The 20,276-nt window shown below is 70.2% G+C and carries 16 protein-coding genes; 5 read left to right on the top strand and 11 right to left on the bottom strand.

Annotated features, from left to right (window positions below):
• The 4 genes from QM591_RS11930 to QM591_RS11915 form a co-directional block, all read right to left on the bottom strand.
• Positions 1-479: DUF5684 domain-containing protein (locus QM591_RS11930; RefSeq protein WP_415132617.1), on the bottom strand; the 479-nt coding region annotated here is incomplete at its 3' end.
• A 32-nt stretch (positions 480-511) separates the two neighbouring features.
• Entirely contained in the window at positions 512-1,177 is a 666-nt protein-coding gene (locus QM591_RS11925; protein WP_415132616.1) for a spermidine/putrescine ABC transporter substrate-binding protein, read from the bottom strand.
• A gap of 80 nt (positions 1,178-1,257) precedes the next feature.
• Positions 1,258-1,737 (bottom strand): DUF6121 family protein, encoded by a 480-nt coding sequence (locus tag QM591_RS11920; RefSeq protein ID WP_415132615.1) that lies wholly within the window; start codon positions 1,735-1,737, stop codon positions 1,258-1,260.
• 1 nt (position 1,738) lies between these two features.
• Positions 1,739-2,668, bottom strand: coding sequence for an ABC transporter (locus QM591_RS11915; RefSeq protein ID WP_415132614.1), 930 nt, complete (start codon positions 2,666-2,668; stop codon positions 1,739-1,741).
• Positions 2,669-2,798: 130 nt separating this feature from the next.
• Between QM591_RS11915 and QM591_RS11910 the strand changes: the two genes are divergently transcribed.
• A complete protein-coding gene (locus QM591_RS11910; protein ID WP_415132613.1) occupies positions 2,799-3,476 on the top strand; it encodes a hypothetical protein in 678 nt (225 codons plus the stop codon).
• 30 nt (positions 3,477-3,506) lie between these two features.
• Here the strand turns inward: QM591_RS11910 and QM591_RS11905 are convergent, their stop codons facing one another.
• The 5 genes from QM591_RS11905 to QM591_RS11885 form a co-directional block, all read right to left on the bottom strand.
• On the bottom strand, positions 3,507-4,112 hold the full coding sequence (locus tag QM591_RS11905) for a hypothetical protein (protein WP_415132612.1): 606 nt from the start codon (positions 4,110-4,112) through the stop codon (positions 3,507-3,509).
• Positions 4,113-4,315: 203 nt separating this feature from the next.
• Positions 4,316-8,191, bottom strand: a complete 3,876-nt coding sequence (gene rpoC / locus QM591_RS11900) for a DNA-directed RNA polymerase subunit beta' (protein WP_415132611.1) — start codon at positions 8,189-8,191, stop codon at positions 4,316-4,318.
• A 42-nt stretch (positions 8,192-8,233) separates the two neighbouring features.
• Positions 8,234-11,734 carry a DNA-directed RNA polymerase subunit beta gene (locus QM591_RS11895; RefSeq protein WP_415132610.1) on the bottom strand — a complete coding sequence of 1,167 codons (3,501 nt, stop codon included), beginning with the start codon at positions 11,732-11,734 and terminating at the stop codon, positions 8,234-8,236.
• Positions 11,735-11,974: 240 nt separating this feature from the next.
• Complete coding sequence (locus QM591_RS11890) at positions 11,975-13,534, bottom strand: 5-oxoprolinase/urea amidolyase family protein (protein WP_415132609.1); 1,560 nt, start codon at positions 13,532-13,534, stop codon at positions 11,975-11,977.
• Positions 13,528-14,283 (bottom strand): 5-oxoprolinase subunit PxpA, encoded by a 756-nt coding sequence (locus QM591_RS11885; protein ID WP_415132608.1) that lies wholly within the window; start codon positions 14,281-14,283, stop codon positions 13,528-13,530. Before QM591_RS11885 ends, QM591_RS11890 begins: the two co-directional genes overlap by 7 nt.
• Before the next feature lie 176 nt (positions 14,284-14,459).
• On the opposite strand from QM591_RS11885, the gene QM591_RS11880 reads away from it, so the two are divergent.
• From QM591_RS11880 to QM591_RS11870, 3 genes are all read left to right on the top strand, one after another.
• A complete protein-coding gene (locus QM591_RS11880; protein WP_415132607.1) occupies positions 14,460-15,323 on the top strand; it encodes a spermidine synthase in 864 nt (287 codons plus the stop codon).
• A gap of 79 nt (positions 15,324-15,402) precedes the next feature.
• Complete coding sequence (locus QM591_RS11875; RefSeq protein ID WP_415132606.1) at positions 15,403-15,924, top strand: hypothetical protein; 522 nt, start codon at positions 15,403-15,405, stop codon at positions 15,922-15,924.
• Positions 15,925-15,953: 29 nt separating this feature from the next.
• Positions 15,954-16,442, top strand: a complete 489-nt coding sequence (locus QM591_RS11870) for a SprT-like domain-containing protein (RefSeq protein WP_415132605.1) — start codon at positions 15,954-15,956, stop codon at positions 16,440-16,442.
• Between the two features lie 25 nt (positions 16,443-16,467).
• Here the strand turns inward: QM591_RS11870 and QM591_RS11865 are convergent, their stop codons facing one another.
• A complete protein-coding gene (locus QM591_RS11865; protein WP_415132604.1) occupies positions 16,468-17,121 on the bottom strand; it encodes a 2-phosphosulfolactate phosphatase in 654 nt (217 codons plus the stop codon).
• A 30-nt stretch (positions 17,122-17,151) separates the two neighbouring features.
• A complete protein-coding gene (locus QM591_RS11860; protein ID WP_415132603.1) occupies positions 17,152-19,623 on the bottom strand; it encodes a glycoside hydrolase family 3 protein in 2,472 nt (823 codons plus the stop codon).
• Between the two features lie 91 nt (positions 19,624-19,714).
• Here QM591_RS11860 and QM591_RS11855 point away from each other — a divergent pair, with 91 nt between their 5' ends.
• Positions 19,715-20,239, top strand: coding sequence for a hypothetical protein (locus QM591_RS11855; protein ID WP_415132602.1), 525 nt, complete (start codon positions 19,715-19,717; stop codon positions 20,237-20,239).
• Positions 20,240-20,276: the final 37 nt, after the last annotated feature.

The following is a 20,276-nucleotide window of genomic DNA, read 5'->3' as shown; positions in this document are numbered from 1 at the left end:
GTGCCGGGCAGAGGCGGACGCGGCGGAACCGGCATCGGGGACGGCCCGCCGATCCCGCCGGAGGGCGGCGACACGGGGGGCGCTGCTGTGGCGGGGCGCGCGCCCCGCCACGCCGCCGGACCGAACCCGAGGATGCTGGCCCACACGACGAAGAGGAACGCGGCGAGCACCGTCATGCCGGTGCCGTAGCCGAAGCCCGGATTGATGCGGTGTGCGCTGATGATCGTCAGCACGAGGATGGCCAACGCGCCCAGCCCGGGCACGAGCAGGAGCAGGATGAGCCACGGACTGAAGCCGCCCCACTTCAGCACGGTCGCCTGGTTGAGGAAGGGGACCCACCCCTTCCACGACTCCTCCCCGATCTTGCGGAACAGCGCCGAGAGCGCCAGCGCCGTCCAGACGTACAGGGCGATGCCGATGACGCCGCTCAGCAACCCGATGAGGGTCAGCAGCGACGTGTCGATCGTCGGGCTGGTCATGGAGTCCACCTTAGGGGCGGACGGCCATTGCCTCACAGATCGGGGATGCCGGTCTCCTGCCCCGGATCGAACGGCGCGTCCAGCGAGCGGGTCAGTTCCTCCAGCATCGCGGCGATCTGCGGTTCCACGTACTGCCCGATCGCCGCCTGGATCCGCAGCCGGTGATGCAGCAGCACACTGCAGACCTCCCTGCCGATCATGTTCGCGTAGTCGTCTGCCAGCCCCACCTCCTGCCGCAGCGCGGCCTTGGCCTCCTCGGAGAGCGGCGGCAGGGCGGGAACGTCGGAGTTGGCCTCATCGGCCAGGCCCGAGATGGTGAACAGGAACGGGGCGCCGGGGACGGGCTCCGGATCCATCGGCAGACCCTCGTACTCCGGGTCGAGCCCTTCGGCAGGGCGATAGCTGCGGGCGCGGTTACGGGCGGCCTGCTGGTCGAGCTCCGTCTGCAGCATCGGCAGGTTGAGGGAGGTGTACTCGGCGACGGCGTGATCGATGATCGTCTTGATACGGATCGACAGGCCGTGCTGAACGCCGTGCGGGACGTCGGCGCCGAGACCGGCCGCCGAGAGCACCGGCGACCCGAAGCAGCGGCGACACGGTGCGACGCGGCCGCGATGCGTCGCCGGCTCCCACCGCGGCAGCCAACGAAGCCAGGCGTCCACCGCCTGGCTGACCTGGGTCTCGATCGACCGCTCCACGGGCACCATTGTCCCCCGTCAGGCGGCCCGGCGTGCGGATTTCGGAGCAACCGGCCCCGCCGGCTCCCGCCGAGAGAGGGTCAGGACTCGTCCTCGTCGTGCTCCCAGCGCCACCTCGGCCGCCGCGCCCGTGTGCGGACGAGTGCCACCGCGGTCCACGCGCACACGAAGGTGGCAGCCACCAGCACCGGGAAGAACGGGCTCGTCACGAACCCGCCGACGGCCGCGCCAGCGCGGGCGAGATCGGCGCCGGTGATCAGCGCCCCGAGCCACAGCCCGGCCACGTACGCGACGAAGACCGAGACGATACAGGCGATGGTCGAACGGTACGTCGGCCGGGCGACGCGGGTCGCGAGCGCCGTGAGGACCGCGAAGGAGACACCCGCCACGATGACCGCCAGCGCACCGGGCAGGGATCCGAGTCCCGGCACGGAGACGACCTCGGCGTCGGCGAGAAGGCTCGTCACTCCGAAAGCGGCGATCACGAGGGCGAAGAAGCCCACCGTGGTCAGCGCCACCGCCAGCGGCGGCGACACAGGGCCGCGCTCGGGTGTGCTCACGTCACATCCGGTGCAGCTGGGGGCCCGCCTCGAGCGTGCGCTCGTACTCGCGCTGAGCCTCGATGTTGAGCTCGGTCACCCGTGCGCCGCGCGAGGCGACCCACGCTCCGAACCAGATCGTGATCTCACGGCCGAGGATGAAGGCGACGATCGCCAGCGGGGCGAGCACCTGACCCTCGATCAGTTCCGCTCCCTGGCTGGGAGTGAGGCTCCAGAACGGTGCCTCGAACAGCTGGCCCAGCAGATGACCGCCGTACGCGGCAGCCCCGACGAGCAGACCGAAGATCACCCAGCGGCCCCATCGACCGCGGTTGATGATCGCCCCCAGGAGCCAGAAGGCGAGGAAGAACACGACGACGGGCACCCAGAACCACCACGAGGTGACGGCGTCGAGCGCCTGCGAGCCGAGAGTCGCCACAGTCACGTCGCCGGAGGCGGCACCGAGCCCGAGGGCCGCGCCGAGGTACAAGAGGCCGAACACCACGGTGGCGAGGAGTCCGATGAGCCCGGCGGCGCCCCGATTGCCGCGCGGGCGGGGAGCCTCCGGCGCCTGCACGAAGATCGGCTGGGGCGCGGGAGCGGGCGCCACCACCGGTTCGACCCGCTCGGTCTCGGCCGCGGGCGGAGTCGGCTCGCTCGGCGTGATGACGGCGGTGCGGTCGTCTGCGACGACGGTCTCGCTGACCGCCGGCGCCACCGTGGTCGCGGCGCTGTCGGAAGTCGTCTCCGCGGTGGCGTCGGGTTCGGGGCCTGCAGCCTCGATGTAGGAAAGGTCGTGGTGCGCCGGCTCCTGCGGAGCGACGGCGTCACGCGAGGCCGCTTCGGCTTCCGCGAGGCCCTCGTTGGCGCGGCCGACCACGTCGTCCACGTTGGTCGCGGCGTCTGGCGACGTCGACGGCTCGACCGGCTCGCCGTGGTTGGGATCGCTCATTGCGGTGTGCTCCTCACGCGGAGGCGCGCGCCACCGCACAGCGAGCGTAACGTGCGGTGGCGCGAGCGCCCCGAAGGCATGCCGACGTGTCGGCACCCGCGTCGCCGGGCGGTCTGATTATCGTGGGCGCATGCCCTCGTCTCGCCCCGTCCGCACACCAACGTCGATGCGCTCGCGCCTGCGGGTCGGCGCGCTGGCGACGCTGGCCGGTGCCCTCCTCGTGGCGACGTCGGCGTGTACGGCAGAGCCAGCTCCGCCGGCCCCTTCGGCCCCGACGGCGTCCGCGGCCAGCCCGACCCCCTCCGCGGCGACCGGCCCCGTGCTGGCGGACTTTCCGTTCGGCCCCTCCGAGTCCACCACTCCCCTGCCCGACGACTGTCGCGCGATCCTCACCGACAGCGTTCTGAGCGAGCTCGAGGACGTCTCGTTGAACGCTCCCGGGATGGGAGGCGGCATCCGCCCCGACAGCACGCGGGTGTGCGCGTGGGGTGAGCCCGGCGCAGCGGGCACCTGGTTGGTCACGCGCATCGGCTTATCGCCGTTGCGGGCCGCCTCCGATGCCCTCTACGAGCTCGGCCGTGACGGATTCACCTGCTACGAGCCGGGTGGCGGCATCCGATGCGAGCGCACCTGGCCGCACGAGACGCTCCCCGTGACGCAGGGGCGGACGCTCTACTACCGCGACGGCGTCATCGTCGACACGCAGTACTCCAACCTCGCACCGGCCGGGTACACCAACGCGATCATCGCATCGTTGTGGCCCGCGGGAGGCGCTCCGCGTCCGAATCCGTCGCCGAGCGCCCCCTGACGGGCGCTGGGCGCACCTGCGGCCCCCGAGTCAGCGCGCTCCCCACACGCGGTCGGCGACGACGTCGACATATCCCGGCGGGCGCCACCCGCTCTCGAGCGTCGAGACCCAGAGACCCCCGACGATGTCGATCGTCTCCCGGTCGTCACCGTCCTCCCGGACGCACCGCGTGCGGCGCTCCCGCTCATCACACGTGTATCCCTGCACGCTCAGAGCCGTCCGGGCGATGGCCCCTGCATCGGCGGGGACGTCGGCGAGCGTCGTGGAGACCGAGCCCTCCGGCCCCGTCCACCCGCACGTGAGCCTCACGGCCGGCGCCAGGGCGTCGACCAGTGCCGGCGCCATCGTCGCGGGGGCGTCGGTCGAGGGTGTCAGGATCGAATCGTCGGACCACATGAGGCTCCGCCACACGGACGTGTCGTACAGCTCGCGACACTCCGTCGGGGTTCCGGCAGCCTCGGCCCCCGCGTCGTCCGCGACCGGGCCCGAGGTCGGGCCGCCCAGCTGGCCCCCGACGAACCCGACGAGCCCCGGAACGAGCGGCGCCGCGATCCAGACCAGGCCGCCGACGACGACGGCGCACGCGAGTCCGACCGTCCACGCGAGCGCCGAGTTCCTTCCGCCGACCCGTGCCACCTCTCCACGCTAACCGCGGAGAGGCCCGACGCCGGGGAGACGGGCCGAGAACCGTCGCGCGAAGACGCGAAAGAGCCCCAGGGGCGGACCCTGGGGCTCTTTCGACTCCTGCCTCGCCTCGATCAGTTGTGCTCGCGACGTCGCCGCTCCACAACCTCAATCGGCTCGGTCGGACGAGCAAGCTCGCCCGTCGCTCGCCTCAATCAGTTGTAGGTGCCTGGCGTGAAGTCGTCGGTCGAGAAGCTGTCGAAGTCGACGTAGCTCAGGTCGGCGTCGCTGTACGCGCCGTCCGAGGCGAAGATGCGGTTGGGGTACCGCTCGCTCTTGGCCTCGTCCGTCGCCTCGACGGCGACGTTGCGGTACTTCGCAAGTCCCGTTCCGGCGGGGATGAGCTTTCCGATGATGACGTTCTCCTTGAGGCCGACCAGCGGGTCGCTCTTACCCTCCATGGCCGCCTGCGTGAGCACGCGGGTGGTCTCCTGGAAGGACGCCGCCGACAGCCACGACTCGGTCGCAAGCGACGCCTTCGTGATACCCATCAGCTCGGGGCGACCCGAGGCCGGGCGCTTGCCGGCCGCGACCGCCTCGCGGTTGATCTGCTGGTAGCGCTTGAAGTCGACCAGCTCACCCGGCAGCAGCGTCGTGTCGCCGTGGTCGACCACGGTGACCTTCCGCAGCATCTGGCGGACGATGACCTCGATGTGCTTGTCATGGATCGGCACACCCTGCGAGCGGTAGACGCCCTGCACGCCGCCGACGAGGTACTTCTGCACCTCGCGGGCACCCTGCACGCGCATGACCTCCTTGGGGTCGAGCGTTCCGACGAGGATCGGCTGACCGACCGTGACGCGCTGGCCTTCCTCGACCAGGAGCGTCGCGCGCTTCAGGACGGGGTAGACGTGGGGCTCGTCGCCGTTGTCGGGCGTCAGGATGACCTTCTTGGCCTTGTCGGTCTCGTCGATCTTGATGACACCGTCGGCCTCGGCGATCGGGGACGCACCCTTGGGGGTACGGGCCTCGAACAGCTCCTGGACTCGCGGCAGACCCTGCGTGATGTCGTCGGCCGAAGCGGAACCACCCGTGTGGAAGGTCCGCATCGTGAGCTGCGTACCGGGCTCACCGATCGACTGGGCCGCGATGATCCCCACGGCCTCGCCGATGTCGACGAGCTTTCCGGTGGCCAGCGAACGGCCGTAGCACTTCGCGCAGACACCGACGGCGGAGTCACAGGTCAGCACCGAGCGGACCTTGATCGTCTCGATGCCGCCCTCGACGAGCTTGTCGATCAGCACGTCGCCCACGTCGTCGCCGGCCGCGGCCAGCACCGTGCCGGAGGCGTCGATGACGTCGGCGGCCAAGGTACGGGCGAAGACCGAGTTCTCGACGTTGGCGTCACGCACGAGCGTGCCGTCGCTGCCGGGAGCGGCGATCGTGAACTCGAGGCCCTTGGAGGTGCCGCAGTCGTCCTCGCGGATGATGACGTCCTGCGAGACGTCGACGAGTCGACGCGTCAGGTAGCCCGAGTCGGCAGTACGGAGGGCCGTGTCGGCCAGACCCTTACGGGCACCGTGCGTCGCGATGAAGTACTCCGCCACCGAAAGCCCCTCGCGGTACGAGGAGATGATCGGGCGGGGGATGATCTCACCCTTCGGGTTGTTCACGAGGCCTCGCATACCCGCGATGTTGCGGATCTGCAGCCAGTTACCACGGGCGCCCGAGCTGACCATGCGGTTGATGGTGTTGTCGGCCGGGAAGTTGTCCCGCATCGCCTTCTGGACGGCGTCGGTCGCCTCGGTCCAGATCTTGATGAGCTCCTGGCGACGCTCGGCGTCGGTCGTGAGGCCCTTCTCGAACTGCGCCTGGACCTTGGCGGCCTGCTTCTCGTAGCCGGCCACGATCTCCGCCTTGTTCGGCGGCGTTAGGATGTCCGACAGCGCCACGGTGACACCTGAGCGGGTGGCCCAGTGGAAGCCGGCGTCCTTGATCCGGTCGAGCGATGCGGCGACCTCGACCTTCGGGTACTCCTCGGCGAGCTTGTTGACGATCTGCGACAGCTTGCCCTTGTCGGCCTGCTCGCGAACGAACGGGTAGCCCTTGGGGAGCGTGTCGTTGAAGATCGCCTGACCGAGCGAGGCGTCGACGAGACCGTGCTGCTCGTAGCCCTCGGGCGCTTCGCCCTCGAGGAACGTCAGACCCGGGATGCGGATGCGGACCTTGGCCTGCAGGTCGAGAGTCCCCTCGTCCTTGGCGAGGATCGCCTCGCCAACCGAGCCGAAGACGCGTCCCTCACCGGCAGCGCCGTCCTTGACCGTGGTCAGGTGGTGCAGGCCGATGATCATGTCCTGCGAGGGCAGGGTGACCGGTCGACCGTCCGACGGCTTGAGGATGTTGTTCGACGCGAGCATCAGCACGCGGGCCTCGGCCTGGGCCTCGACCGACAGCGGCAGGTGCACGGCCATCTGGTCACCGTCGAAGTCGGCGTTGAACGCCGCACACACGAGCGGGTGGAGCTGGATGGCCTTGCCCTCGACGAGCTGCGGCTCGAACGCCTGGATGCCGAGGCGGTGCAGCGTGGGGGCGCGGTTGAGCAGCACCGGACGCTCGCGGATGATCTCCTCGAGCACGTCCCACACCTCGGGACGCGTGCGCTCGACGGCACGCTTGGCGGCCTTGATGTTCTGCGAGTGACCGAGGTCGATCAGACGCTTGATCACGAACGGCTTGAACAGCTCCAGCGCCATCTGCTTCGGAAGACCACACTGGTGGAGCTTGAGCTGCGGACCGACGATGATGACCGAACGGCCCGAGTAGTCCACGCGCTTTCCGAGCAGGTTCTGACGGAAGCGTCCCTGCTTGCCCTTGAGCATGTCGGACAGCGACTTCAGCGCACGGTTTCCCGTACCGGTGACGGGGCGACCGCGACGGCCGTTGTCGAACAGGGCGTCGACGGCCTCCTGCAGCATCCGCTTCTCGTTGTTGACGATGATCTCGGGGGCACCGAGGTCGATCAGGCGACGGAGACGGTTGTTGCGGTTGATCACGCGGCGGTAGAGGTCGTTCAGGTCGCTCGTCGCGAAACGGCCACCGTCGAGCTGCACCATCGGGCGCAGCTCCGGCGGGATCACCGGGACGACGTCGAGGACCATGGCGGCGGGGTTCATGCCCGTCGACAGGAACGAGTTGACGACCTTCAGGCGCTTGATCGCACGGATCTTGCGCTGACCCTTGCCCTCGGAGATCTGCAGGTGCAGGCTGTCGGCCTCGGCGGCCAGGTCGAAGGACTGCAGGCGACGCTGGATCGACTCGGCGCCCATGTAGGCCTCGAAGTACTGGCCGAAGCGGTCCTGGAGCTCGTGGAAGACGTCGTCCTCCTGCTTGAGCTGACCCACCTCGAGCGTGCGGAACTCCTCCCACATGCGCTCGAGCTTGGCGATCTGCTCGTCCGCGTTCTTGCGGATGCCGGCCATGTCCTTCTCGGCGGCGTCCTTGACCTTCTTCTTCTGGTCGGCCTTCGCGCCCTCTTCCTCGAGCGCCGCCAGCTCCTCCTCCAGCTTGGCCAGACGTGCCGCCACGCGGGCGTCACGGCGGTCGCCGAGGTTCTTGATCTCCAGGCGCAGGTTGGCCTCGTGGGTCGGGAGGTCGCGGTGACGCGCGTCCTCGTCGACCGAGATCACCATGTACGCGGCGAAGTAGATGACCTTCTCGAGGTCCTTCGGCGCCATGTCGAGCAGGTAGCCCAAGCGCGAGGGGACGCCCTTGAAGTACCAGATGTGGGTCACGGGAGCGGCGAGCTCGATGTGGCCCATGCGCTCGCGGCGGACGGAGGACTTGGTGACCTCCACGCCGCAGCGCTCACAGACGATGCCCTTGAAGCGGACACGCTTGTACTTGCCGCAGGCGCACTCCCAGTCGCGGGAGGGCCCGAAGATCTGCTCGCCGAAGAGGCCGTCCTTCTCCGGCTTCAGCGTGCGGTAGTTGATGGTCTCAGGCTTCTTGACCTCACCGTAGGACCAGCGACGGATGTCGTCGGCGGTGGCCAGGCCGATGCGAAGCTCATCGAAAGTTGTTGCGTCGAGCACGAGTTCTCCTGTGTCGAAATTCGTAAAAATGCCTGGCCGGGATCAGATCTCGTCGATGGACGAGGACTCGAACCGGGTGGAGATGTTGATGCCGAGCTCCTCCGCTGCGCGGAAGGCCTCGTCGTCGGTGTCGCGAAGGTTGACCGCCGTGCCGTCGGCCGAGAGCACCTCGACGTTCAGGCAGAGCGACTGCATCTCCTTCATGAGCACCTTGAAGGACTCGGGGATGCCGGGCTCCTGGATGTTCTCGCCCTTGACGATCGCCTCGTAGACCTTGACGCGGCCCACGATGTCGTCGGACTTGATCGTCAGGAGCTCCTGCAGCGCGTACGCGGCACCGTAGGCCTCGAGGGCCCACACCTCCATCTCACCGAAGCGCTGACCGCCGAACTGCGCCTTACCACCGAGCGGCTGCTGGGTGATCATCGAGTACGGCCCGGTCGAGCGCGCGTGGATCTTGTCGTCGACGAGGTGGTGCAGCTTCAGGATGTACATGTAGCCGACCGAGATGGGCGCGGGGAACGGCTCCCCGGAGCGCCCGTCGAACAGCTGGGTCTTGCCCGAGCTGTCGATCAGCCGCTCGCCGTCGCGCGTGGGGAGCGTCGAGTCGAGCAGACCCGCGATCTCCGCCTCGTACGCGCCGTCGAACACCGGCGTGGCGACCTTCGTGCCGGGAGCGGCCTCACGGGCCTCCTCCGGGAGGTGCGCCGCCCACTCCGGGTTGCCCTCGACCTTCCAGCCCTGCTTCGCGATCCACCCGAGGTGGGTCTCGAGCACCTGGCCGAAGTTCATGCGGCCGGGGATGCCGAGCGGGTTGAGCACGACGTCGACGGGGGTGCCGTCGGCGAGGAAGGGCATGTCCTCGACGGGGAGGATCTTGGCGATGACACCCTTGTTGCCGTGGCGGCCGGCGAGCTTGTCGCCCTCGGTGATCTTGCGCTTCTGGGCGATGTAGACCTCGACACGGCGGTTGACGCCCGAGCCGAGCTCGTCGTCGCCGTCTTCGGCGTTGAACTCCTTGACTGCGATGATCGTGCCCTGCTCACCGTGGGGCACCTTCAGCGAGGTGTCACGGACTTCGCGGCTCTTCTCGTTGAAGATCGCGCGGAGCAGGCGCTCCTCGGCCGAGAGCTCCGTCTCACCCTTGGGCGTGACCTTGCCGACGAGGATGTCGCCGGGACGCACCTCGGCGCCGATGCGGACGATGCCGCGCTCGTCGAGGTCCTTCAGCAGGTCGGGGCTGACGTTGGGGAGGTCACGGGTGATCTCCTCCTTGCCGAGCTTGGTGTCGCGAGCGTCGACCTCGTACTCCTCGATGTGGATCGAGGAGAGGGTGTCGTTCTTGACGAGGTCCTGGCTGAGGATGATCGCGTCCTCGAAGTTGTGACCCTCCCACGTCATGAACGCGACGAGGAGGTTCTTTCCGAGGGCGAGCTCGCCGTTCTCGGTCGCGGGACCGTCGGCGATGACCTCGCCGGCCTCGATGCGGTCGCCCGCCGAGACGATGACGCGCTGGTTGTAGGACGTGCCCTGGTTGGAGCGGTCGAACTTGCGCAGGAAGTAGTCCTGCGTGCCGCCCTCGTCGAGCTGGATCGTGACGACGTCGGCGGACACCTCGGCGACCACACCGGCCTTCTCGGCGGTGATGACGTCACCGGCGTCGATCGCGGCGTAGCCCTCCATACCGGTTCCGACCACGGGCGAGTCGCTGCGCAGCAGCGGCACGGCCTGACGCTGCATGTTGGCACCCATGAGGGCCCGGTTGGCGTCGTCGTGCTCGAGGAACGGGATGAGGGAGGTCGCCACCGACACCATCTGGCGCGGCGAGACATCCATGTAGCCGATCTCCTCGGCGTGGAACAGGTCGACCTCGCCACCCTGACCGCGACGGGCGAGCACGCGCTCCTCCGCGAACGATCCGTCGGCCTTCAGTTCGACACCGGCCTGCGCGACGATGTAGTCGCTCTCCTGCGAGGCGGTCAGGTAGTCGATCTGGTCGGTGACCTTGCCGTCGACGACGCGGCGGTACGGCGTCTCGATGAAGCCGAACGCGTTGATCCGCGCGAACGAGGCGAGCGAGCCGATGAGGCCGATGTTGGGGCCTTCCGGCGTCTCGATCGGGCACATGCGGCCGTAGTGCGAGGGGTGGACGTCGCGGACCTCGACACCGGCGCGCTCACGCGAGAGACCGCCGGGACCCAGGGCCGACAGGCGGCGCTTGTGGGTCAGACCCGCGAGCGGGTTGTTCTGGTCCATGAACTGCGACAGCTGCGAGGTTCCGAAGAACTCCTTGATCGCGGCCACGACCGGACGCACGTTGATGAGCGTCTGCGGCGTGATGGCCTCGATGTCCTGCGTCGTCATGCGCTCGCGCACCACGCGCTCCATGCGCGACAGACCCGTGCGGACCTGGTTCTGGATGAGCTCGCCGACCGCGCGGATGCGGCGGTTGCCGAAGTTGTCGATGTCGTCGACGTCGAGACGGATCTCGGCCGGCTTGCCGTCACGCACACCCGGGATGCTCGCGTCGCCACGGTGGAGGGCGACGAGGTACTTGATCGTCGCGACGATGTCGGCGACCGTGAGGACCGACTCGTTCGCCGCGGCGTCCAGGCCCAGCTTCTGGTTGATCTTGTAGCGACCCACCTTGGCCAGGTCGTAGCGCTTCGGGTTGAAGTAGAAGTTGTCGAGCAGCGCGCGGGCAGCCTCGGCGGCCACCTGCTCGCCCGGACGGAGCTTGCGGTAGATGTCGCGGAGCGCGTCCTCCTTGGTGAGGATCGTGTCCTTGCTGAGGGTGTCCTCGATCGACTCGAAGCCCGCGAACTCGGCCAGGATGTCCTCGCTGGACAGGCCGAGCGCCTTGAGGAAGACGGTGACCGACTGCTTGCGCTTGCGGTCGATGCGCACGCCGACCTGGTCGCGCTTGTCGATCTCGAACTCGAGCCACGCACCGCGGCTCGGGATGACGCGCGCCGAGACGATGTCCTTGTCGGAGGTCTTGTCGGGCGTCTTGTCGAAGTACACGCCCGGCGAGCGGACCAGCTGCGAGACGACGACGCGCTCGGTGCCGTTGATGATGAACGTGCCCTTGCCGGTCTGGAGCGGGAAGTCGCCCATGAAGACCGTCTGGGTCTTGATCTCACCGGTGAGGTGGTTCATGAACTCGGCCTCGACGTACAGCGGGGCGGCGTAGGTCTTGCCGCGCTCCTTGCACTCCTCGATCGAGTACTTCTCGGGCTCGAGGTACGGGTTCGTGAACGAGAGCTGCATGGTCTCGCCGAGGTCCTCGATGGGCGAGATCTCCTCGAAGATCTCCTCGAGCCCGCTCGTGGCGGGCACGTCGGTGCGACCGGCGGCCTGCGCCTCTGCGACACGGGCCTTCCAGGCGTCGTTGCCGACGAGCCAATCGAAGGACTCCGTCTGCAGCGCGAGAAGGTCGGGGACCGTCAGCGTGTCGGAGATCTTGGCGAACGAGAGGCGGGATGCTCCGCGGCCGTTCTTCGGGGTGGTGGTGGAATTGGTTGCGTTGCGCGCAGCAGCCAAGGGGATTACCTCCGTGAGCCCGGGCAGGGCGGGTGTTCCTTGTCGACAGGTGGAGTGCTCCCGGAACCGAAACCTGCCGCACGCGCTGCCGCGAAGCGACAGGGGCGCAGGCACAAGCCGACCACCATATGAGGGCAAGGGGAAGGGAGCGCAACTACCCACTATAGACCGGGCGACGCGCCGTGTCCAGTCGAATCCTTGACGAGTTTCTGTGACTGCGGTATAACCGCGCGGACGGCCTCAGCGTGCGTGCCGGAACCGCAGCCGCGTGCCGGGTCGCGCGCGGGCGAGCAGGTCGCGCGTGGCGTCGGTGACCACCGCGATCACGGGATAGCCGCCCGTGACGGGGGCGTCGGGCCCGAGGATGACCGGCCGCCCCGACGGCGGCACCTGGAGGGCACCGGGGACCATGCCCTCGCTGGGCAGCTCGGCGTCGTCGCGGCGTTCCAGCGCCGGACCGTCCAGCCGCAGGCCGACCCGGTCGACCTCGTGCGACACGGTCCACACGGCTTCGAACAGGAGCGGAAGGGCGGCCGGGACGAATCGATCGGCGCGCGGGCCGGCCGCCAGCGCCACCTCGACGACATCGTCGACCGGCGGGCCCCAGGGCGCCAGAGGCAGCGCCGGGACCGGTTGCCGGGCGTCCTCCCCCACCGGAACCACGTCACCGGCGCGCAACGGCTCCGGACCGACGCCGGCGAGGGTGTCCGTCGCGCGAGAGCCGGCCACGTCAGGCACCGCGATCCCGCCCCGCACGGCGAGGTAGGCGTAGGCGCCGTGATCGAGGCGGTCGATCCGCAGCTCGACCCCACCTCGCCACAGGTGCGCCTGATACGGGTCCACCGGCCGACCGTCGAGGAGCACCGGACCCCACCCTCCGGCGACGGCGAACCACAGGTCGTCCTCGGCGACGGCACGCCAGCCTCCGAGGGCGATCTCGACACCGGCCGCACGCTCGTCGTTGCCCACGAGACGATTCGCCGTCCGCAGGGCGGTCCGGTCGAACGCTCCCGAGGGGGCGATGCCGTCGGCGACGTGCCCCGTACGGCCCTGATCCTGGACCGTGGCACGCAGCCCTGGATCGCGCACCCGGAACGAGGCGACCGGTGGACGCCGTGCCGCCTCGCGCACGGTGACCGGAGCGGCCGCGGCCGAGAGCGCACGGGAGGGCACGAAGCGCACGCGGTCGCCGGGGGCCAGAAGCGTCGGAACGGGGGCGGCGGGGTCGAACAGGCGCGCCGAGGTCGTCCCGATCAGCCGCCAGCCGCCGGGGGTGTCACGCGGGTACGCGCCGGAGAACTCCCCCGCCACGGCGACCGAACCCGCCGGGACGCGCGTGCGCGGCGTGGATCGGCGGGAGATGCGAAACGGCCAGTCCGCGCTCACGAGGTAGCCGAAGCCGGGCGCGAACCCGGTGAAAGCGACCGTCCACGACGCCGCCGCGTGGCGGGCGGCGAGCGCGTCGGGGGTCGTGCCGAGTTCGGTCGCGAGCTCCACGAGGTCCTCCCCGTCGTACACGACGGGAAGATCCACCGGCGCGCCGGACCGCGGCAGGACGTGTGCCGGCGCTCCGGCGAGGGTCTCCTCGATCCATCGATGTGTCGCGGCGAGCGCGCTCGGACCCCCGTCAACGATCACGAGGACGGTCCGAGCCGCAGGCACGATGTCGAGGACGGGCGGCGGCTGAGACGCAGCGATCGCCTTCCGCGCCGCGAGCACCTGCTCCAACGAGGGGAGTTCCACCAGCAGCGCGCGGTCGCCCATCGGACGGATGAGCGGGACGAGCGGCGGGCTCACCACGGCGCGGCCACCACGATGCCGGCGGCGTCGAGCGCGGCACGCACGGCGCGCGCCATCTCGACGGCTCCGGGAGAGTCGCCGTGGACGCACAGCGACGAAGCCTCCACCGGCACGACCGTGCCGTCGACGGCGGTCACGGACCCCTCGGTCACCACGCGCACCGCCCGGGCGGCGACCACCTCGGGATCGTGGAGCAACGCGCCGGGCTCCGAGCGCGGGACGAGGGAGCCGCCGGGCAGGTACCCTCGATCGAGGAACGCCTCGCGCAGGAACGGCAGACCCCGGGTCGCCGCGGCCTGCTCGATCCGACCGCCCGCGCCGAGCAGCATCAACACGCGCCCGAGGTCCGCCGACACCTCGGCGACGGCGCCGGCCACGGCCTGCGCGGCCGGCTCATCGGCGGCGACCACGTGATAGAGCGCTCCGTGCGGTTTGACGTAGCGGACGTCCGCGCCCGCCACCACCAAGGCCGCGATCTGCTCCCGCACCTGCCGACGAAGGAGCCGCGGATCGACCGTCTGCACGGCACGACCGAACCCCTCCCTGTCGACGAACGAGGGATGGGCGCCCACGGCGACGCCGTGAGCGCGGGCCTGCGCGACCGCAGCGCGCATCGACTCCGCGTCGCCGGCGTGTCCACCGCACGCGATCGAGGCGCTCGAGATCAGGGGGTAGAGGGAGTGGTCATCGGCGGTGGGGACGCCGTCGACGGTCTCGCCGAGGTCGGCGTTGAGGTCGATGACGGGCATGCCCCCACGGTACCGGCGCACGCCCTGCGCGACCGGGTCTGCGCAACTCCTCCACACCACGCACCTGTCACCGCCACCGCCGCGCCCGCAGGCCGGGCCCCGCGAGGCAAGGACCGGAGATGGAGGAGTTGCGCAGGCACCGGCGTCACGAGCCGTCGCCCCGGTAGCGTGGACGCATGGCGCGGGCGCGGATCGAGCAGTCGGGTCCCTCGGTGCGCCTGTCGGACGGCGCGGTCGCCCGCGTGGTTCCCAGCCGGTTCGCCGGAGGGTGGGAGCTCGACGTCGACGGCACACCGCAGTCGCACGTCGACCTCGACGACCCGACGCACCTGCACTTCGAGTACGTCGCCCGCATGGCCGCCGTCGTCGATCGGCTCCGCCTTCCCGGTCAGCCGCTGACGGCCGTCCACCTCGGCGCGGGAGCCCTCACCCTCCCGCGGTACATCGAGCACACGCGACCCGGCTCTCGGCAGCAGGTGATCGAACTGGAGCCGGCCTTGATCGGGCTCGTCCGCGAACAGCTGCCGCTGCCGCGGGGTGCGCAGATCCGGGTGCGGATCGGAGACGCGCGCGAGGTCGCGGAGCGCCTCCCGGCCGGGCTGACCGGGGCGGCCGACCTCGTGGTCTCCGACGTCTTCGCGGGCGCGCGCACGCCGGCCCACGTCACGAGCGTCGAGTACTACGGCATCCTCGCGCGCCTGCTCGCACCCGACGGCGTACTGCTCGTCAACGTGGCCGACGGTGCCGGACTCGCGTTCGCGCGCCGCCAGGTGGCCACGGTCGCCCACGTTCTGGAGCATGTGATCGTGCTCGCCGAGGTGCAGACGCTGAAGGGCCGCCGATTCGGCAACCTCGTGATCGCCGCGTCGAGCGCACCGCTTCCCACCGAGTGGCTGCCGCGACTCATGGCGGCCGGACCCCATCCCGCGAAGGTGGCTCAGGGCGCGGAGATCGAGGAGTTCGTCCGCGGCGCCCGGATAGCCACCGACGCCGACGCCACCGACTCCCCCGCCCCCGCCGCGTCGGTCTTCGAACGCTGACCTCGGCGCGCCCTCGGCTCGTTCGCGCGCGCCCGGGCGAGACTGGAGGGGCGAACCGCGAGCGTCGGAGGGAGAGACGGTGAGCTACATCCTCGGATACGACGCGGAGACCCTGCGAGAGCTGGTGGATCCTCGTCAGTGCAAGGACCGGCTGGACGAGCTGGGCGATCAGCGGAGCCTTCCCGCTCTGCTGGAGCGCGTCTGGCTGCTGAAGGTGCTCGACCGCCTCGACGACGCGCTCGTCGTCTCCGAGCAGTCCGTCCGGGTCGCCCGCATGGGCGGCACGCGCAAGGATCTGCTGCGGGCCCGCATCCTGCACGCGACCGTGCTGCAGCACCGGGGAGCCTTCGCCGCCGCCGTGCAGGAGCTCACGACGTGCGCCGAGGAGGCCGAGGGTCAGGGCTGGTCCGCTCTCGCGGCGTTCGCGGTGCAGCACCGAGGCAAGGTCCACTACGACGCGCAGGACTATGCGGCCGCGCGAGCCGACTTCAAGCGCGCGCTGTTCCTGCGCCAGGAATCGGGCGCTCCCGAGGAACAGCTCGAATCGACGTTGCTGGCCATCGATGCCGCCGATCGGCGGCGCACGGCCGTCGCCAGCTGAGTGTCCGACGGCACGTCTATCCTTCCGGCATGACGGATCTTCGCGTGGTGCGCCGTGAGGCGGAGCACCTCATCGCCACGCACCTGGACGCGTCCTGGACGTTCGCTTTCGACAACGCCAAACGTCGGGCGGGCGCCTGCGACTACACGCGGCAGCGCATCACGGTGTCGCGGTATCTCGCCGCTCGCTACGACGACGAGACGAACCGCCAGACGCTTCTCCACGAGATCGCGCACGCGCTGGCGGGATCCCAGGCAGGTCATGGCGCGGGATGGAAGCGGATCGCACGTTCACTCGGCTACACGGGAGGTGTCACTCACCGCGGCGAGACGGCCACCGAGCTCGCTCCGTGGGTGGGGCTGTGCCCGGCCGGTCACGTCGCGTATCGGCATCGCCGGGCGACGCGGCCGACCTCGTGCGCCCGATGCTCCCCGCGCTTCGACGAGCGGTTCCTGTTCTCGTGGACCCGGCGGGAGATCAGTGCCGCCACGCGCCGCGCCGCCCTGACCCCTCGCTGAGCCCGCGGCCCGGCCGGCACCGAGACTACAGCGCGCAGAAGGCGCCGTCTCGCAGCACCGGCACCGTCGGCGACCCATCGATCTCGGCCGCCCGCCGCACCTCTTCCGCCGCTCCGCGCTCGAGGAGCTCCTGTCCCGATCCGCTCGCGCTGAGGAGATGACGCACCGCGCTACGCAGACCCCGGAAGGCCTCTCCCGCCGCCGCAGCCTCGGGCGAGGTGTGATCGATGGCGCGGATCCCGAGCGCGTCGATCACGGCGCCCGCACCGAGGTGGTCCTCCACGGCGAATCGCACCGGGGCGTCGGCGGCGCCGGGCACGCGTTCCCCGGCGCAGATGACAGCGATGCTCGTGCGTCGGCCGCGGCGGCGCTGCTCGGCGGCGACGGCTTCCGCCACGGCGGATGCGTTGCGCAGGCACCCGAGGAGCACCAGGGCGCCACCACGGCCCGCCTCCTCGGCCACGGCCGCGCCGTTGCGGGACACCGCGTGCGCGCGCTCATCGAGGGCGACGGGTCCGTCGGCCACGGCCTCCGTGACGCTCGACGAGAACCGCAGCACGTCGACGACCACGACGACGTCGGCCGGCGCCAGTCGCCGCAACCCCTCCTGCCCCCATTCGCACCGCACCTGGTAGCGGGACTGGTCGAAGGGGGACACGGGCGCGGCGGAGGAGCTCACGGTTCCAGGCTAGAGGGCCCCGCGAACCGCTCAGCCCGCTCGCTCGTGATGGCGGGCGTCGATCACGGGACGCAGGGCGCGGACGAGTCCCAGCACGTTGCGGGCTCCCCGCTGCAGCTCCCCCACCGTCAGGCCGCCGGGCGCGGTGACCGACCGGACGATCGTGTCATCGGCGTACGCCTGGGGGCCGTCCTCCGTCTTGACCCCTCCGGGCATCAGCACGTCGACTTGGGCGCGCACTCGGTAGGCGTTGTTCGCCAGGGCCGGGAAGTCGGGATCGACGGCGTCCTCCATCCACCAGTCGGTGACCACGCAGCCCTCGTATCCCCACTCTCCGCGCAGGATGACGGTGACGAGATCGTGATGGTAGTGCGCCCACACCCCGTTGACCTGGTTGTAGGAGGTCATGAGCGCGAGCGGCCGAGCCTCGCGCACACAGATCTCGAACCCCCGCAGGTAGATCTCGCGCAGAGCACGTTCGGAGACGCGGGAGTCGTTGCGGGTGCGGTTGGTCTCCTGATTGTTGGCCGCGAAATGCTTCGGGCACGCGGCGACACCCTGCGACTGCACCCCGCGCACGACGGCAGCCGCCGTACGCCCGGTGACGAGGGGGTCTTCGGAGAAGTACTCGAAGTTTCGCCCACAGAGCGGATCGCGGTGGATGTTCATGCCGGGGCTGAGCAGCACATCGGATCCCTTGCGGATCATCTCCTGGCCGTGGAGCGCAGTCAGCTCGGTCACGAGCGGGAGATTCCACGTGGAGGCCAGAGCGATGCCGGAAGGAAGGAGCGACGCGTACGCCGAGAGCCGGATGCCGCTCGGTCCGTCGGTCGTGGTCACCGGCCGGATGCCCTTCTCGCGGAGCGAGGCGGTCACCCCACCCAGCACGCCGGCGTTGCCGGCGGCACCGAGCGGTGAGTGCATCGTGACGTCGCCTCGGGCGAGGTCGGCGAGCTCCGTCACGTCGAGTTGTGCCACGAACGCGTCGAGGGTCGCGGTGCCGTCATCGACGTCGTCGAGGCGGATCCCCACGTCGCCCGTGACGGTCGCGGCCGCCGGCAACTCGGACTCGATCCGTCGCTTCCGGTCCACCGTCGCGCGCGGCGCCGGCTCCCAGCCCACGCGGGCCCGACCCTGGTCATCCCGATCCACCCGCATGCGCGAGAAGTCCTGCACGGGGGCGGCAGCTTCGCTCACCTGCCGGACGACCCGCAGCGCATCGCGGGTCACCGTCGCGACGGTCGCGGCCGATCGCACGTCGGTGCCGACGTGGAAGAGGTAGTCCCCCGCCTCCAGCACCCAGGCGTGACGATGGCCGGTCGTTCCCGCGTCGTCGTAGGAGGCCAACTCGTCAAAGGTGACACGGAGGACGACCCGCTCGCTCTCGCCCGGCGCGAGCATCTGCGTCTTGTGGAAGGCGGCGAGCACGCGTGCGGGCTGAGAGAGGGCGACCCCTGGCGCGGTCGCGTAGACCTGGAGGGTCTCCTTTCCGGGGGCGGCACCGACGTTGCGCACACCGATGGAGAACTCGATCGCCACGTCGTCGGCCTGCACCACGCGGGGATCGATCTCGAAGTCGGTGTAGCCCAGCCCGAAGCCGAACGGGAACTGCACCCGATCCGGGGCGAAGGTCTCGAAGTAGCGGTAGCCGACGAAGACGTCCTCGGCGTAGACGTTGACGTCGCGTCCCCCGAAGTTCGCCGAGCTCGGGTAGTCGTCGTACGACCACGCGATCGTGTCGGTGAGCTTCCCACTGGCCGGGACCTCGCCCGCCAGGACCGCGGCGACCGCGCGGGCTCCCTCCATGCCGCCCTGCCAGGCATACAGGACACCGGCGATGCGATCGCCGTAGTCGGCGATCCAGGAGAGGTCCATGACGTTGCCCGCGTCGAGGACGACGACCGTGCGCAAGAAGGCGGCGGTCACGGTGTCGAGCATCGTCCGCTCGGCGCCGGTGAGCTCGAAGCTCCCGGGCTCCCGCAGGCTGTCACGCGCTTCGCCGGCGGCCCGGCCGATCACGACGACCGCCACGTCGGCGCGGCTCGCTGCGGCACCGGCCACCTCAGCCGACAGAGGCATCTCCGGGAAGTGGTGCGGCCACTGGCCCCACGTGCCCGTCAGCTCGGGGGGATGCTCAGTGCACCACCGCCGATAGAGCTCCGCGAGCTCGTCGTCGACGATCACACCCGCGTCGCGCAGCCCGGCGACGAGGTTCCAGACGTACGGGACCTTCACATCGCCGCCAGACCCGTAACCGACCGCGAACCAGTCGAGCTGGACGCGCCCGAACACAGCGACGGTGGCGCCCGTGAGCGGGAGGATTCGCCCTTCGTTCCGGAGGAGGACGACTCCCTCGGCAGCGGCCTGACGCGCGACGCGGCCGAGGGCGGGGTCGAGCGTCGGGTCGGTGTCCTCCAGGACGGTGGACAGCTGCGCGACCGACTCGACGGCCGTGACGCCGTGCGAGCGGTCACCGGATTCGGTGACGGGAGTGGTGGGCATGGTCGATCCTCGCTCGCCGCGGTGTGCGGCGCAAGTGTGTGGGAGCGCTCCCACGTTACCGGATGCGGGCGTATCCGAGAGACACTGGAGCATGCGGATCCTGCTCAAGCTCCGACTCGACTGCGATGCCGACGCGGCATGGCGCGCCCTCCACTCCCCGCGCGCCGTCGGCGAGCTCTATGGTCCCTTCGTCACGCTGACCCCGATGGCCGCCGAGGGGTTGCCCACGCGCTTCGAGCCCGGGATGGATGCGCCCGTGCGCATGGGAGTGGAGACCCGCGTCGCCGGGACGATCCACTTGGGGGCGCAGCTCATCCATGTGAGCGACCGATACGCGGAGGATCGGCACGGGCCCGTCCGCATCTTCCGCGACAGCGGCATCCCCCTCACCGGTCCGTTGGCCTCACTCGATGTCTGGGACCACCAGATGGCCGTCTCCCCCCTTCCCGGAGATCCGAGCCGCACCCTGTGGCGGGACCGCCTCGTGATCGGGGGGCCGACGGCAGCGGCCCTCTGGCCCGCGCTGTGGGCGACATGGCAGTGGCGCGGTGCGCGTCTGCGACGGCTGGCCCCGACCTGGGCGCACGAGCCGGAGTCCTCCGACGCCGACGACTGACTCCGGCGGCGGGTCGGCCGGCGCGGGAGTCAGTCGT

Origin of the sequence: Microbacterium sp. (assembly GCF_047607225.1) — a bacterium.
GTDB lineage: Bacteria > Actinomycetota > Actinomycetes > Actinomycetales > Microbacteriaceae > Microbacterium.
Note: the sequence above shows the minus strand (reverse complement) of the source record. Positions and strands in the feature narration are given on the sequence as shown.